Here is a 14,938-nt window from a genome sequence, read left to right as displayed (position 1 = left end):
ATCAAATCGGGTTTTCTAATGCCTAAGTACTCAACTAGAAGTTTGATTCTTCCCTTTCTGGGTTCACTTCTTGGGTTGAAGCATCAATCTTTAAGATCAAGCTAATCATCGCAGCACACATCATTAAAGATGTACCACCATAACTAATAAATGGCAGAGTCAAACCTTTAGTCGGCATCAAACCCATATTCATGCCCGCATTTACCAAGATCTGGAGCAAGAAAATAATACTAATGCCGTATGCCAAATAACCTGCGCGAAGGTAATGATGTTTCAATGCACGATGACCAATTTTGATACAACATGCTAGCATCGAGAAAGATAATACAATGACAATCGAAATACCAAAGAAACCAAACTCTTCGCCTAACACTGCCAACATAAAGTCAGTATGTGCTTCTGGCAAATAAGACAGCTTTTGTACACTGTGTCCTAAGCCTGTACCAAACCATTCACCACGACCAAAGGCCATTAATGCATTTGATAACTGGTAACCAACCCCTAATGGATCTGCCCACGGGTCAGTAAACGAAATCAAACGCTGGAAACGGTAAGGCTCAAACAAAATCAAAAACACAATACCGGTTACAATCGCACCTAACATAATTAAGAACTGTGTTGGCGGCGCACCAGCTAAAAAGAACACTCCGACCATCATCAACACAATTACGATCGTAGCACCCAAGTCAGGCTCAGCAATAATCAAACCGACCGTGATTGCCATGACCCCACTTAAACGTAATAAGCCTTTCCAATGAGTACGAACCTCTTTGGCACGGCGCACAACGTAGTCTGCGGTAAAGATCGCCATCATGACTTTGGCAACCTCGGTTGGCTGCAAAGTAAAGCCACCGATCTTAATCCAACGTGTAGAACCGTTGACTTCTGAACCCACCACCAAAGCAGCAAGCAAAAGAACCATGGTCAACAACCACAACGGGAAAGTATTTTTAAACCACGTATTGAGTGATATCCGATAGGTCAAATAAGCCACCACAGCCGCAGCGACAATCGAAATACCATGACGAATCACATAGTGAAACGGGTTTTCATGCATATATTCAGCATAGGGCATCGAAGCAGATGCGACCATCACTGAACCGATACACAATAATGCAACGACACAGAAAATCAGGACATTACGTGGCGTCACTTCCGCTGGCCATTTAGGCAATATCCGTTCATACCAATGATTGATTTTCTGGATTGTGGTCTGAGCTAAGCCTGCCATACTACATTCCTAATCATGTTTTCTTTAAACCAACGAATTGACGCAGGCAACAAACTGCTGACCACGGTCATTATAACTTTTAAACATATCAAAACTTGCACAGGCTGGTGATAACAGCACAACATCTTCAGCTTGTGTTTCACGTTGACACAGCTCTACAGCCTCTTTGAGCGTTGCTGCATGCAAAATTTTGGTTGCACCCTGAATTGCTTGCTCAATAACTGAAGCATCCTCACCAATCAATACCACAACTTTGGCATATTTTTCGATAGAAGAACGTAATGGAGCAAAATCTTGACCTTTGCCCTGCCCACCCAAAATCAAGGCAACCTTACCCTTTTTAACCTCAATTGCAGCGCCTAAACCATCAATTGCTGCAAGTGTAGCACCAACGTTAGTTCCTTTAGAGTCATTGTAATAACGTACATCATGTACGGTTTTGACAAACTCGCAGCGGTGCTCTAATCCTTTAAACTGTTTTAACGTTTCAAGCATAGATTCCATCGGTAAGCCAATAGCTTCACCTAGCGCCAAACAAGCTAAAGCATTTGCTACGTTGTGCATGCCTTGAATATATAAATCCGAGCTTTTAATTAAACGCTGTAGGCCACGCGCAAGCCAAAGCGTACCATCGCCATCTCTTAAAACACCATATTGATTTAAGTCTGGAGCATTTAGACCAAAGCTTTGCATTGGTGTTGTATCTGGAACAAGAGGACGACTTAAAGCATCATCACGGTTAAATATGACTTTTTTAACGCCTTGGAAAATACGGTGTTTTGCTTGATGATAACCCCACATATCGCCGTGACGATCTAAGTGATCTTCACTCATGTTAAGAACCACAGCAACCTCAGCATTTAAATGAGATGTGGTTTCTAATTGAAAACTTGATAGCTCAAGTACAAGTAACTCTGGTTGGTCTTTTAGCAAATCTAGAGCTGGGCGTCCAAGGTTTCCACCCACAGCAACTTTTTTACCCGCATCTTTAGCCATTAAACCAATTAAAGTCGTTACTGTACTTTTCGCATTAGAACCCGTAATCGCCACAATAGGCACTTCGGTCGCACGGCGTAATAATTGAATGTCACCTACGACTGAAATCCCTTGAGCAATAGCTGCCTGAATTTCTGGTAATTGCGGTGCAAGGCCTGGGCTTAAAATAATTTCTTCTGCTTGTAATAATAATTCTTGGTCAAGTTGACCGAAACTGGTTTTAACGCCAGCTGGAATCTGGTCATAGCCTGGGGGTGTGGGACGAGAATCCGTTACTGCAACTTGGTAGCCTTGTTCATGCAGGAAATTAACAGCAGAAACGCCTGATATTCCCAAGCCTGCGACAACTTTTAATCCACCACGTTGTATTAACATTTTTGCCCCACAATTTATCAATCGACAGAATGGCAAAAATGTTAGCACTTTGCTGTTTTGAATGCTTTTTCAGTTTGAACTTTATTCATCTTTTTTTGTGTCAGTGCGTAAAAAAGCCATCAATATGATGGCTTTTTAGACGAAACAAGAAATACTAAATTTATTGCCATTTAATCGGCTTAATTTCTTGAACTGTATTCGTAGGTTTATCTTCACTTGAGCAACCACAGCCGCCAGCACAGCCAAAGGTCATTTTTGGCTTAAGCCATTTTGCCAAGGTTGTCCAACCCTGCTTTTCACAAAATGAAGAGAGTGTAGAAAAGACTGAATTTGCTGTTTTTGGAAATACTTTCTTAAAAACAACAACAGCACTCCAACTCACTAAAACCGCAATAATCAGATATTGAATCATATACAACCTCCTTTCTTGCCTTAACCCCAATAGTGGGAAGCAATTTGATAGGTAACAAACGATGCCAAATAAGCCAAGCCGAACAGATATGCAGTCATGACAGCAACATGTTTCCATGAACCTGTTTCACGTCGTACCGTTGCCAATGTGGCCAAACAATGTGGAGCATAAATAAACCACACTAAAAGCGATAATCCTGTTGCCAAGGACCAACCCGAACCATCTGCACTAATCAGATGTGACAAACCTTGAGCTACAGCATCGTCACTCGTTGCAGACAAGGCATAAACTGTACCTAATGCTGCCACTACGACTTCACGTGCTGCCATTGCTGGAATTAAAGCAATACAGATTTGCCAGTTAAAACCAATTGGAGCAAATACAGGTTGAATAAGATGTCCTAGCATACCGGCAAAACTATAATCTATCGCAGGTAATGTCGCCCCTTCTGGTGGCTGTGGGAAAGTACACAAAAACCAGAGCAAAATAGAAAGCGCAAAAATGATTCCACCGACACGTTTCAAGAAGATCTTCGCGCGATCCAGCAAACCAATTCCCACACTTTTTAAATCAGGGAAACGATAACTCGGTAGCTCTAGCAGTAAAGCATGCTGTGACTTATCTTTTTGCAAAAACTTCATTAAAAATGAAACACAAAGAGCACTCACAATACCAGCCATATACAGACCGAATAGCACCAGACCTTGTAAATTGAAAATACCCCAGATCATTTTCTCTGGAATAAAGGCCGCAATAAGCAAAGCATATACTGGCAAACGTGCCGAACAGGTCATTAAAGGCGCAACCATAATGGTCGTAAAACGATCACGAGGGTCACTAATACTACGGGTTGCCATAATTCCCGGTACTGCACAAGCAAAGCTTGAAAGTAAAGGAATGAAAGCACGTCCGCTTAGACCAGCTTGAAACATTAATTTATCAAGCAAGAATGCTGCACGTGGTAAATAACCCGATTCTTCTAACACTAAAATGAAGAAGAACAAGATTAAAATTTGTGGCAAGAACACAACTACGCCACCTGCACCCGCAATAATTCCGTCAACAACCAAACTATGCAGCAGTGGCTGTGTAATCACAGTTCCCACCACTTCACCTAACCAACCGAAGAAGCCTTCAATACCATCCATGAACGGAGCTGCCCAAGCAAAAACTGCTTGGAACACAATAAACATCATGAGTGCAAGGCTAAATAGGCCTAAAACTGGGTGTAAGAAAATTCGATCTAGAAAATCAGTACGCTTATCTCCCTGATCGACATATTGAACAACATCTTTAAAAATCATATCGATTTTTTGATGATGCGTCCCAGTCAAACCACTCAGTTCTGTTTGTGGCACACTGTATTTTTCTTGATCAAGGGCATGTAATAAATTTTCAATACCCGCATTACGAACAGCAACTGTTTCAACGACTGCTACGCCCAAACGTTGAGACAACTTTTGAGTATTAATTTGGATGCCACGACGACGCGCTTCATCCATCATATTCAGTACGAGTAAAATCGGACGGCCAAGCTCGATCATTTCGAGCACTAGTCCTAAATGCAATTTTAAGTTAGTCGCATCGACCACACATAAAAAAGCATCTTGCTGACCTTCTTCGGCAATCTTACCCAAGCAAACATCACGGGTAATAACCTCATCAGGACTGGTTGCATTTAGACTATATGTACCCGGTAAATCGAGTACACGCACTGCACGCCCTGAAGGTAACTGAAAATGACCTACTTTACGCTCGACCGTTACACCCGCATAGTTTGCGACTTTTTGTCGAGTTCCAGTTAAATGGTTAAAAAGAGAGGTTTTACCACAGTTTGGATTTCCCACAAGGGCAATACGTAACGCATCACTCATGCGGGTACTCCTTCTTCTACTTGAATTTCGATTTTGTCCGCTTCTGCTTTACGCAAAGCGAAACGAGTAAAGCCAATTTGGATCAAGATCGGATCACCACCAAAAATACCCTTGGTAATCACTTCCACTCGTGTGCCTGGCACAAAGCCCAGACTTTCCAAACGAATTGCGACCAAATCTTGCTGCTCGGACTCTACTGATATCCGATTCACTTTGCTGATGGTCGCCGCTTGCTTCACTTTTAAAGCTGATAAACGCACCGCATCCGATCCTAAACCTTTTTTTGTAGTATACATATAAATGAGAATAATTACCAAATAAGGTTAAATTTCACTTCCTATTCAGTTTAATCGACAAACCTTAAAGTTTCTTTTACAGTACAGAGGTTTAGAGGATGTAGTGTATGTTAAATAAAAAACCGCGTATTCCAAGTCCTGTTCAAATTCCTGAACATTTAAGCTTTTTACAAGGTTTTCGCGACTATCTCGTTGCACAGACTGTTAGCCCACATACACGTAATGCTTATTTATCTGACCTCATTCAATGCAGCGAACTCCATAAAAAAAATGCTCTTCCACAATGGTCAAGTGATGATATTGCCGATGTTCTTATCGAACTGACAAAAGCAGGAAAAAGTCCCCGCTCAATTGCACGGTGTTTATCTGCCCTACGTCAGTTTTACAAATTTTTACGTGAACAGAAGTTACGGAGTGACAATCCGGTTGCGACCCACCACTCTCCTAAAATTGGACGAGCATTACCCAAAGACCTATCTGAAGAAGATGTCGAATCACTGATTCAAGCACCAGATATCAATTCAGCACTTGGCTTACGTGACCGAGCAATGTTTGAAGTGCTTTATGCATGTGGTTTGCGTGTTTCAGAATTACTTAACTTGCGTCTGGAACTCATTAATTTAAAACAAGGCTATTTACGTGTTACAGGTAAAGGCAACAAAGAACGTTTGGTGCCACTAGGACAATTTGCCTGTGAGTGGGTAGAACGCTATTTGAATAATGCTCGACCTCAACTCTATAAAAGCTCGACTGACTATCTCTTTTTAACCCAACATGGCGGGATTATGAGTCGACAAAACTTTTGGTATGCCATTAAACGCTATGCGCTACAAGCCAATATTCAAGCTGAACTCTCACCTCATACCTTGCGCCATGCATTCGCAACGCATCTGCTCAATCACGGCGCAGACTTACGCGTCGTGCAAATGTTACTGGGTCATAGCGATTTATCTACGACTCAAATCTATACACATGTAGCACAAGTCAGAATGCAACAATTACATGAAAAACATCACCCTAGAGGATGATAAAGCTTTCAAGCTCCACTCAAGTATTTCATATCAATCGTTTGATTTCGTTCACAAAGGTTAAGAAAGTTTTAACAATACACATTAGATTTTTTGGTATGCTTAGCAACTTCTGACTATAAATACTGATGAAATAAGGGTTATCTATGTCTTTTACCCGCTCTCAAATTTTTCTTGCCTGTACTCTGGCATCTAGCCTTTTGTTCAGTGCTTGTTCTAAAGAAAACAAACCACAAAAAGAAGATGCGCTCACAGCGACTGCACCTGCTACAGGGGAAGCTTCAACCATTATCGAGCGTAATGCCAAGCAGCGTTTGATCGAAACTTTGCAAAAACAATTTAAGAATGCAAATATCAGCGCCAAAATTTTAGATATCAAACCGACTGAAGTTCCAAATTTATATTGGGTAAATCTAGAAGGGATGACATCAGTTTATACAACAAGTGATGGTAAATATTTAATTCAGGGTGATGTAATCCGATTAGGAGGCAAAGAGCTTCATAATATTGGTGACTCACTTCAAGCATCAGAAAATAAAAAGCATCTTGCCGCTTTAAAAAATGAAGATCTTATTGTCTACCCTGCAAAAGGCAAGGCTAAGCACGTGATCTATGTATTTACCGATGCAAGCTGTCCTTATTGCCATAAGCTACATGAGCACATACCCGAAATTAATGAAAAGGGTATTGAGATACGCTATATCGCTTGGCCACGCGGTGAACAATTTATGCCGACCATGGAAGCTGTATGGTGTAGTGCAGATCGTAAAGCTGCCTTTAATCAAGCAGTACAAGGTATCAACATCGCTCCTGCTCAATGTAAAAACCCTGTTCGAGAGCAATATCAACTTGGCTTGAATATGGGTGTAAATGGTACACCTGCTATTTACAATGCTGATGGCGAGTACTTGGGTGGATATCTAACACCAGATGAATTAATTAAACGTCTGGATAAATAACATCCTTTGATGTGATGAATGATTAATCATCTGTCTCTTAAGAAAAGCGCTGCACTTATTGCAGCGCTTTGTTTTTTCACTAATTAATACTTTATCCACCTATGTTTAAAGACTGATCTACTCTTCTTTTCCAAACATCGCACTCTAATTCATTGAACAGGCACTAAAAGCGCTAGAGTCTGGCGTTTTTTTTAGCTATGATCTAGCTTCAACTAAATGATTAAATGATGAATGGAGTGTGACGTGAAACCAGTTCGCCTGGCAATACTCGGTCTAGGAACCGTAGGTGGAGGAGCCCTTAAACTACTACAAGAAAATGCCGCTGAAATTAAACGTCGCACCGGTCGAGAAATTCAAATTACCCACGTTGGAACACGCCGCCCTCGTCCAGATCTCGAATTAGAAGGGATTAAACAAAGCGCAGATTTACTTGATATCGTTCGTCAACCAGATGTTGATATGGTTGTTGAAGTGATGGGTGGTATACACCCTGCTTACGAAGTCATCATGGAAGCGATCAAACACGGCAAACAAGTCGTTACTGCAAATAAAGCTCTACTCGCTGAACATGGCAACGAACTATTTAAAGCAGCTGAAGATAATGCTGTGCAAATCGCTTATGAAGCAGCAGTTGCTGGCGGTATTCCAATTATTAAAGTCATCCGTGAAGGTCTTGCTGCAAACCATATTCAATGGTTGGCAGGTATCATTAACGGCACAGGCAACTTTATTCTGACCGAAATGCGTGAGAAAGGTCGTGCATTTGATGATGTATTAAAAGAAGCTCAAGAACTTGGCTATGCAGAAGCAGATCCAACTTTTGACGTTGAAGGTATTGATGCTGCGCACAAACTTACCATTTTAGCGTCTTGTGCGTTTGGTATTCCGCTTCAGTTCGATAAAGTCTATACCGAAGGTATTAGCAAAATTACTGCACAAGATGTGAAATATGCCGAAGATCTCGGTTTCCGCATTAAACACCTAGGAATTGCGCGTCGTGCTGAAAAGGGTATTGAACTACGTGTTCACCCAACACTCATTCCAGATGAGCAGCTTATTGCTAACGTAAATGGTGTTAAAAATGCCGTTTTAGTTCAAGCACATGCCGTAGGTCCAACACTCTATTACGGTGCTGGCGCTGGCGCTGGTCCAACTGCTTCTGCTGTTGTTGCCGATGTAATTGATATTGTCCGTGATATTTCTTATACCGAAGATGGTGCTGGAACTATTCCTCAACTTGCTTTTGAAGCATTAACAAATGTGCCAATTTTAAGCCGTGAAGAAATGACCACAGGTTATTACATCCGCTTAAATGCAGAAGATCAAACTGGCGTACTTGCAGATGTCACTACAATCTTAAGCCGTGCTGGAATTAGTATTGATGCCATCATGCAACAATCCCGTTTAAAAGACCTCATTCCAATCGTGATTCTGACCGATCCAATCGTTGAATCTAAAATGGATGAGGCACTTGCACAAATTCAAGCCTTACCTGCAATTCGTGGCGAAATCGTAAGAATTCGTTTAGAATCGCTCGATAGTTAATCAGGTTGAGGGAAAGATTCCCTCTCCCGCTTCACCTCTAATTGGAACACCATCATGTCTAATGCCAATCGTTATACTGGTCTTGTAGATCGTTATCGTGACCGTTTGCCAGTTTCGGCAACTACTCGTGCTATCTCTTTGGGGGAAGGCAACACCCCACTCATTAAACTAGAGAATATTCCACGTATTATTGGCAAAGATGTTGAAATTTATGTGAAATATGAGGGTTTAAACCCAACTGGTTCATTTAAAGACCGTGGTATGACCATGGCTGTAACCAAAGCGGTTGAAGAAGGCTCTAAAGCGATTATCTGTGCATCTACTGGTAACACTTCTGCTGCTGCTGCCGCTTATGCTGCACGTGCAGGTATCAAAGCGTTTGTTTTGATTCCAGAAGGCAAAATTGCAATGGGTAAAATGGCGCAAGCGATGATGTATGGTGCGATCACTATGCAAATCCGCGGTAACTTCGATGATGGTATGCGTCTTGTAAAAGAAGTCGCTGATCAAGCGCCTGTAACGATTGTAAACTCAATCAACCCTTACCGTTTGCAAGGTCAAAAAACCATTGCTTATGAAATCGTTGAAGCTTTAGGCCGTGCACCTGATTATCACTGCTTGCCTGTTGGTAACGCGGGTAACATCACAGCTCACTGGATGGGTTATACAGAAGCAGTAGCAAATCAACCTGCTGATCAGTTTGAACAAGTTATTTATGATGCAGCAACAGATCAGTTTACTGGTCCAAAACCTGAAGGTTTACCAACAATGGTAGGTTATCAGGCTTCTGGCGCAGCTCCATTCTTACGTGGTGCTCCAGTTGAAAACCCAGAAACAGTTGCAACTGCAATCCGTATTGGTAACCCACAAAGCTGGAACCATGCTAAAGCGGTAGTACGCGACTCTAAAGGCTGGTTTGATGAACTTCAAGACAGCGAAATTTTAGAAGCTCAGCGCTTACTTTCTATGTACGAAGGCGTATTTGTTGAGCCAGCATCTGCTGCTTCTATCGGTGGTGCGATTCGTGACATTAAAGCAGGTAAAATTGCTGAAGGTTCTGTAATTGTATGTACAGTGACTGGTAATGGCTTGAAAGACCCAGATACTGCAATCAAACAATGTGCTGATGCAGTCATGTTGTCAATTGATGCAACAATGAGCCAAGTAAAAGATTCGATTTTATCTAACATGTAAAATCTGAGTTTTCATAAAAACGGCTGTTGAACACAGCCGTTTTTTTATGCAAATTTTTTAATAGTCATAAAAAAACGCTTCTTGATAGAAGCGTTTTTAGAATAATTAAATTAAATACGTTTTGGTAAATTACTTAACCAACTCAATAGGTTAGTTGCATCATTATTACGTGCTTGCGAACTTGGCTCACCAAGCAATACAATCACTGCTGGACGTGAGTTTACAGTCGTATGCATCACAACACAGCGACCTGCTTCATTGATATAACCCGTTTTAGACAAGTTAATATTCCAACCACCATTACGCACTAGAGCATTGGTATTGTTAGATTTCAATACGCGATAACCCAAGTTAAAATCATAAGTTGGTGTGGTTGAAAATTGACGAATTAATCCATATTGAGATGCCGTACTCGCCAAAATTCCTAAGTCACGCGCAGAAGATACATTACGCGGATCTAATCCTGTAGATTCATAATAATGAGTTGCGTTCATACCTAAAGCACGTGCTTTAGAGTTCATTGCAGCAACGAATGCAGGACGACCACCCGGATAAGTACGCGCTAAAGCCGCTGCTGCCGGATTTTCAGACTTCATTAAAGCAAACAACAACACTTCTGCACGGTTCATCTTGTCGCCAACACGGAGTGTTGAACTTGAATTTTTACCGTTTGCCCCCGCAAAATCAATTTGCTCAAGCATAATTTCTTCTGACATGTTTAAACGAGCATCTGCCGTTACAACCGCTGTCATTAACTTGGTAATAGATGCAATTGGCACAGAAGCGTTCGTATTTTTACTAAATAACACTTCACCAGTTTGCGCATCCATCACTAACGCAGCGCGAGCACTTACACTCGGCTGAGCATTGTAACCAGAGGTATCGCGGATTTGAGCAAATTTTGGGGCAGATGCTACAACTTTCGGTGCATTACCACCACGTAAAGTTGTAGTTACAGATGTTGACCCTTGTATAGTTGGCTCATCATCTTCATCATTCAAAAGTTGACTAGCGTCAGCTGAAGACCAATTTAAACTTGCACTCCCACCACTACCTGAGGACGGGTTATTGACGAGTTCTGCAAAGCTTGTTGAACTCAAACTAAGCAAAATAGACATGCTTAGCACATGTATTAAAGACTTTTTAGAATTTTTCACGGCACAATACTCGACTCAGGGTGATACACATTTGCGCTTACTATAATTATGCCTTACATTTGAGGTATAAGGTATAACGCTTTTACCGACACAATTGTGCACAACTATTCGCTCACTATATAAGAATAGGATTGCTAATTTTGTCATTCCATTGCAAGCTAATTTTGCTTTATGTAACAAAAAACTTGTTTTTTGAAAGAAAGGAGGTCTTCTTGATTACAGTTTTAGTTGTGGATGACCATGAACTTGTACGTACAGGCATTTGCCGTATGTTAGAAGATCATGCCGATGTAGAGGTCATTGGACAAGCCGAATCGGGTGAAGAAGCAATTGCTATTGTTCGTCAGAAACATCCTCAAGTTGTGCTACTTGATGTCAACATGCCAGGCATCGGGGGCGTAGAAACAACGCGTCGTTTACTACAAACCGCACCAGATACAAAAGTTATTGCTGTAAGTGGTTTATCAGAAGAACCGTACCCTTCTCTTTTGCTTAAAGCAGGAGCTAAAGGCTACATCACTAAAGGTGCTCCAATTACAGAAATGGTTCGAGCAATCAACAAAGTCATGCAAGGTGGTAAATACTTCAGTGCAGATATTGCTGAGCAGTTGGCAAGTTCTTATCTATCGGACACACAACAATCACCTTTTGACGCCCTATCCGAGCGAGAAATGCAAGTTGCAATGATGGTTGTAAATTGTATTAGCGCTCAAGAAATTGCGGACAAACTTTTTGTAAGTGTCAAAACGGTGAATACTTACCGCTACCGTATTTTTGAAAAACTCGCCATCGATAGTGACGTTAAACTAACTCATCTTGCGATCCGGTATGGTCTGATCAAACCATAATCAAACTTATATGCAATTTCCCCTAAACTCATCGTTGTCCAATACGATTTTTCGTTTGGGCACGTGGTATGGTTTATATCGTCTTATTATTGCGGTTAGCCTCAATATTATTTTGGTTTTAACCGATGCTCAAATCGACAATAGTCTACAACAGCCCACATTATATTCTTACACACTGCTTGGCTATTCCATATTAAGCCTTCTTCAGCTTTTGTGTTTTAAGTTTATTGCAACTCAAGCAACAAAGCAGCTTATTTTATTTTTTGTAGTTGATGTTATCTGTCTGAGTTTACTTACATTTTCTGTAGGTGAACCAAATCTACAACTCAGCTTGCTGTATGTTATTGCTATATTCACCTCGGCAATTTTACTCAGCGCAAGAATGTCTTTACTCATTACATTACTTGCAGTCATTGCCGTTATTTACCAACGCTTTGTCGGTAGTTTATTTGACTACAATAATCTAAATACAATTGGTAATAGTGCCTTATTGGCCTTCTTATTTTTTGTGGTGCATGGGATTGGGCAAATTGCTGTTCAGCGCTTTAAATTACTTGAGGCACTTACCTTCCACCAATCAATAGAACTCTATCAACTACAAAATATTAACCGCTATATTCTGGAACAAATTGAAGAAGGTTACCTTGTTCTAGATGAAAACTACGACATTGTTCTAAGTAATCCGGCTGCCTGCTCTCTGTTAGGCATTCCGCCACAATTTGCCAGTGAAAAATATCCTTTAGCTAAGTGGCACCCCGATTTATTTGAAATTCTTAAGTTTGACAACCTACAAGAAGGTGATCGATTTATTTTTGAGTCTCGGCTGTCGGCTTACTCTATTAACATTAAAGTGCAGCATCTTGTGGTGCCGCAACAAGCATTGACGCTGCTCATTTTACAAGATGCACAACACATTAATCAGCAAGCTCAACAACTCAAACTTGCTGCTTTAGGGCAACTTTCAGCCAGTATTGCACATGAAATCCGTAATCCTCTGGCAGCAATTGTTCAGGCAAATGAATTACTTAAAGATAGTGATTTAGAGCAGCAAAATGCTTTACGCTATATGATTGGTAAGCAAACGAAACGCATTGATAGTATTGTTCAAGACACATTAGGACTTGCCAGCAGCGAAAGAACTCACCCAATCCAGATTGAATTAAACGACTTCATAAAGACATTATTAGATGAAGATTTATCGGATGTTAAACATTCTATACAGCTTAAAATCTCTGATTCATTCTTAAAATTATTATTTGACGAGAAACAACTCAGACAGGTGCTGATTAACCTTGTCAGAAATGCTTTACAACATAATGCACCCGATTCACCCCATGTTCTGATCAACATTCACTCACAGACAAATAAAATCTATATTGATGTGATCGATTACGGCGAAGGTGTTTCAAAACGTGATATATCTCAATTATTTAAACCATTTTTTAGTACCGAAATTAATGGAACTGGTTTAGGATTATATTTGTCTCATAGTTTTTGTGAGGCAAACCATGCAAAGCTCACGTATGTAGAGCAAAAACAAGGGGCATGCTTCCGAATGGAATGCCCAATAATATATTGATTTTTTATTAGGTTTTTGGGGAAATGGCAGAACAGCAACCACTAGTTTTGCTTGTAGACGATGAAGAAGATTTGTGCCTTTTAATGCAAATGACTCTTGCGCGAATGGGGATTAAAACACATCTTGCTTATCGGGTTGAACAGGCCAAACAACTCTTTACTCAGTTTCATTACGATGCATGCTTAACCGATTTAAACCTACCCGACGGTAGCGGTTTAGAATTAGTTAAACATGTTTCTCAAACTTATTCTCACACACCAATTGCAGTTCTAACTGCGTACGGCAATATGGATATTGCAATTGCAGCATTAAAGGCGGGAGCTTTTGATTTTGTAAGTAAACCTATTAACCAAATTCATTTAGATCAGTTATTAAAAAAAGCGCTAAATCAGCCAAAACCAGAGCATGAATTCGGTGAAACAACGTTGGAGAATGACCTATTAATCGGACGTTCTCCACCGATACAAAACTTACGTATTGCTATAAAAAAAATAGCTCGTTCCCAAGCTCCGGTGTTTGTGACAGGCGAGTCTGGTACAGGTAAAGAAGTTGTTGCTAATCTTATTCACCGTTTGAGTAACCGCAGCGAAGGTCCATTTATTGCGATTAACTGTGGAGCAATTCCAACTGAGCTCATGGAAAGTGAACTTTTTGGACATAAAAAAGGCAGTTTTACTGGAGCGACCCAAGACAAACAAGGCCTTATTTTGTCTGCTCATGGCGGCAGCTTATTTTTAGATGAAATTGCCGAATTGCCTTTAAGTATGCAAGTCAAATTACTTCGGGCAGTACAAGAGAAAAAAATTCGTCCAGTAGGTTCAGATCAGGAAATCGATGTTGATTTTCGGGTGATCAGCGCCAGCCACCAAGATTTAGAGTTATTAGTCCGACAAGGTAAATTCCGTCAGGATTTATTCTTCCGTATTCATGTTATGGATATCATGTTGCCGCCACTGCGTGAGCGCGGTGGAGATATTTTGTTATTAGCCAATCATTTTATTCAAAAGGTTTGTATGGAATGGGGAATTTCAAGCAAACAATTAACCACTACTGCTGAAACTTATTTATTGCAGCAAGATTTTCCAGGTAATGTTCGTGAATTAAGAAATATGATTGAACGAGCTATTACCTTAAGTGATGATGAATGTATTGATTTAACACACTTAGCACCTCCTCTCAGAGGCAGTAGCGTTAACTCTCAAATCACAACTAAACAAGTGAATGACACATCAACTGCGATTACTCAGAATCGGCCAAAATTACCAATGGAAGGCTTAGAACGCTACTTAGAAAATATTGAAAAAGATATTCTACTGAACGCGTTGGACATGACACATTGGAACCGCACCTTAGCAGCTAAAAAGCTAGGAATGACCTTCCGCTCTTTACGCTATAGACTGAAAAAGTTTGGCTTAGATACCGAATTAGGAGAGGAAGTATAAAA

General features: G+C 40.7%; 13 protein-coding genes. 7 read left to right on the top strand and 6 right to left on the bottom strand.

Annotated elements, in window-relative coordinates; translation table 11 throughout:
* Positions 1–34: 34 nt before the first annotated feature.
* The 5 genes from ftsW to AC07M3_RS17560 form a co-directional block, all read right to left on the bottom strand.
* Complete coding sequence (ftsW, locus tag AC07M3_RS17580; protein ID WP_005037312.1) at positions 35–1,231, bottom strand: putative lipid II flippase FtsW; 1,197 nt, start codon at positions 1,229–1,231, stop codon at positions 35–37.
* A gap of 24 nt (positions 1,232–1,255) precedes the next feature.
* Positions 1,256–2,602 carry a UDP-N-acetylmuramoyl-L-alanine--D-glutamate ligase gene (gene murD / locus AC07M3_RS17575; protein WP_439915232.1) on the bottom strand — a complete coding sequence of 449 codons (1,347 nt, stop codon included), beginning with the start codon at positions 2,600–2,602 and terminating at the stop codon, positions 1,256–1,258.
* A gap of 160 nt (positions 2,603–2,762) precedes the next feature.
* Complete coding sequence (locus tag AC07M3_RS17570) at positions 2,763–3,014, bottom strand: DUF6587 family protein (RefSeq protein WP_003654445.1); 252 nt, start codon at positions 3,012–3,014, stop codon at positions 2,763–2,765.
* Positions 3,015–3,034: 20 nt separating this feature from the next.
* The gene (gene feoB, locus AC07M3_RS17565) at positions 3,035–4,888 is read right to left on the bottom strand and encodes a ferrous iron transporter B (protein WP_017391154.1); all 1,854 of its coding nucleotides are present in this window, start codon (positions 4,886–4,888) and stop codon (positions 3,035–3,037) included.
* Positions 4,885–5,148 carry a FeoA family protein gene (locus AC07M3_RS17560; protein ID WP_016801736.1) on the bottom strand — a complete coding sequence of 88 codons (264 nt, stop codon included), beginning with the start codon at positions 5,146–5,148 and terminating at the stop codon, positions 4,885–4,887. Before AC07M3_RS17560 ends, feoB begins: the two co-directional genes overlap by 4 nt.
* Positions 5,149–5,291: 143 nt before the next feature.
* Between AC07M3_RS17560 and xerD the strand changes: the two genes are divergently transcribed.
* The 4 genes from xerD (at position 5,292) to thrC (ending at position 9,910) form a co-directional block, all read left to right on the top strand.
* Positions 5,292–6,212 (top strand): site-specific tyrosine recombinase XerD, encoded by a 921-nt coding sequence (gene xerD / locus AC07M3_RS17555; RefSeq protein WP_494567880.1) that lies wholly within the window; start codon positions 5,292–5,294, stop codon positions 6,210–6,212.
* 146 nt (positions 6,213–6,358) lie between these two features.
* A complete protein-coding gene (locus AC07M3_RS17550) occupies positions 6,359–7,171 on the top strand; it encodes a DsbC family protein (protein ID WP_494567881.1) in 813 nt (270 codons plus the stop codon).
* Positions 7,172–7,414: 243 nt separating this feature from the next.
* Positions 7,415–8,716, top strand: coding sequence for a homoserine dehydrogenase (locus AC07M3_RS17545; protein ID WP_004640662.1), 1,302 nt, complete (start codon positions 7,415–7,417; stop codon positions 8,714–8,716).
* A 54-nt stretch (positions 8,717–8,770) separates the two neighbouring features.
* Positions 8,771–9,910 (top strand): threonine synthase, encoded by a 1,140-nt coding sequence (gene thrC / locus AC07M3_RS17540; RefSeq protein WP_003654438.1) that lies wholly within the window; start codon positions 8,771–8,773, stop codon positions 9,908–9,910.
* Positions 9,911–10,020: 110 nt separating this feature from the next.
* Here thrC and pbpG read toward each other — a convergent pair whose 3' ends face one another.
* Positions 10,021–11,067 (bottom strand): D-alanyl-D-alanine endopeptidase PBP7/8, encoded by a 1,047-nt coding sequence (pbpG, locus tag AC07M3_RS17535; RefSeq protein WP_003654437.1) that lies wholly within the window; start codon positions 11,065–11,067, stop codon positions 10,021–10,023.
* Positions 11,068–11,279: 212 nt separating this feature from the next.
* Here pbpG and gacA point away from each other — a divergent pair, with 212 nt between their 5' ends.
* Genes gacA through AC07M3_RS17520 form a run of 3 tightly spaced genes read left to right on the top strand, consistent with a single transcriptional unit; the run spans position 11,280 to position 14,936 of the window.
* Positions 11,280–11,915: a response regulator transcription factor GacA gene (gene gacA, locus AC07M3_RS17530; protein WP_003654436.1), complete on the top strand. Its 636-nt coding sequence runs from the start codon at positions 11,280–11,282 to the stop codon at positions 11,913–11,915.
* Between the two features lie 10 nt (positions 11,916–11,925).
* Complete coding sequence (locus AC07M3_RS17525; RefSeq protein ID WP_494567882.1) at positions 11,926–13,494, top strand: sensor histidine kinase; 1,569 nt, start codon at positions 11,926–11,928, stop codon at positions 13,492–13,494.
* Positions 13,495–13,517: 23 nt separating this feature from the next.
* Positions 13,518–14,936: a sigma-54-dependent transcriptional regulator gene (locus AC07M3_RS17520; RefSeq protein ID WP_494567883.1), complete on the top strand. Its 1,419-nt coding sequence runs from the start codon at positions 13,518–13,520 to the stop codon at positions 14,934–14,936.
* Positions 14,937–14,938: the final 2 nt, after the last annotated feature.

This window comes from Acinetobacter sp. GW821-FHT09D10 (assembly GCF_059416285.1).
The sequence above is the reverse complement of the archived record's forward strand: the minus strand, read 5'-3'. Positions and strand labels throughout refer to the sequence as shown.

What these genes read in the sequence shown, in the direction of transcription:
- AC07M3_RS17520 (WP_494567883.1), top strand. Translation starts at nt 13,518, where the DNA reads ATGGCAGAACAGCAACCACTAGTTTTGCTTGTAGACGATGAAGAAGAT.
- murD (WP_439915232.1), bottom strand. Translation starts at nt 2,602, where the DNA reads ATGTTAATACAACGTGGTGGATTAAAAGTTGTCGCAGGCTTGGGAATA.
- ftsW (WP_005037312.1), bottom strand. Translation starts at nt 1,231, where the DNA reads ATGGCAGGCTTAGCTCAGACCACAATCCAGAAAATCAATCATTGGTAT.
- AC07M3_RS17525 (WP_494567882.1), top strand. Translation starts at nt 11,926, where the DNA reads ATGCAATTTCCCCTAAACTCATCGTTGTCCAATACGATTTTTCGTTTG.
- AC07M3_RS17550 (WP_494567881.1), top strand. Translation starts at nt 6,359, where the DNA reads ATGTCTTTTACCCGCTCTCAAATTTTTCTTGCCTGTACTCTGGCATCT.
- feoB (WP_017391154.1), bottom strand. Translation starts at nt 4,888, where the DNA reads ATGAGTGATGCGTTACGTATTGCCCTTGTGGGAAATCCAAACTGTGGT.
- AC07M3_RS17570 (WP_003654445.1), bottom strand. Translation starts at nt 3,014, where the DNA reads ATGATTCAATATCTGATTATTGCGGTTTTAGTGAGTTGGAGTGCTGTT.
- thrC (WP_003654438.1), top strand. Translation starts at nt 8,771, where the DNA reads ATGTCTAATGCCAATCGTTATACTGGTCTTGTAGATCGTTATCGTGAC.
- xerD (WP_494567880.1), top strand. Translation starts at nt 5,292, where the DNA reads ATGTTAAATAAAAAACCGCGTATTCCAAGTCCTGTTCAAATTCCTGAA.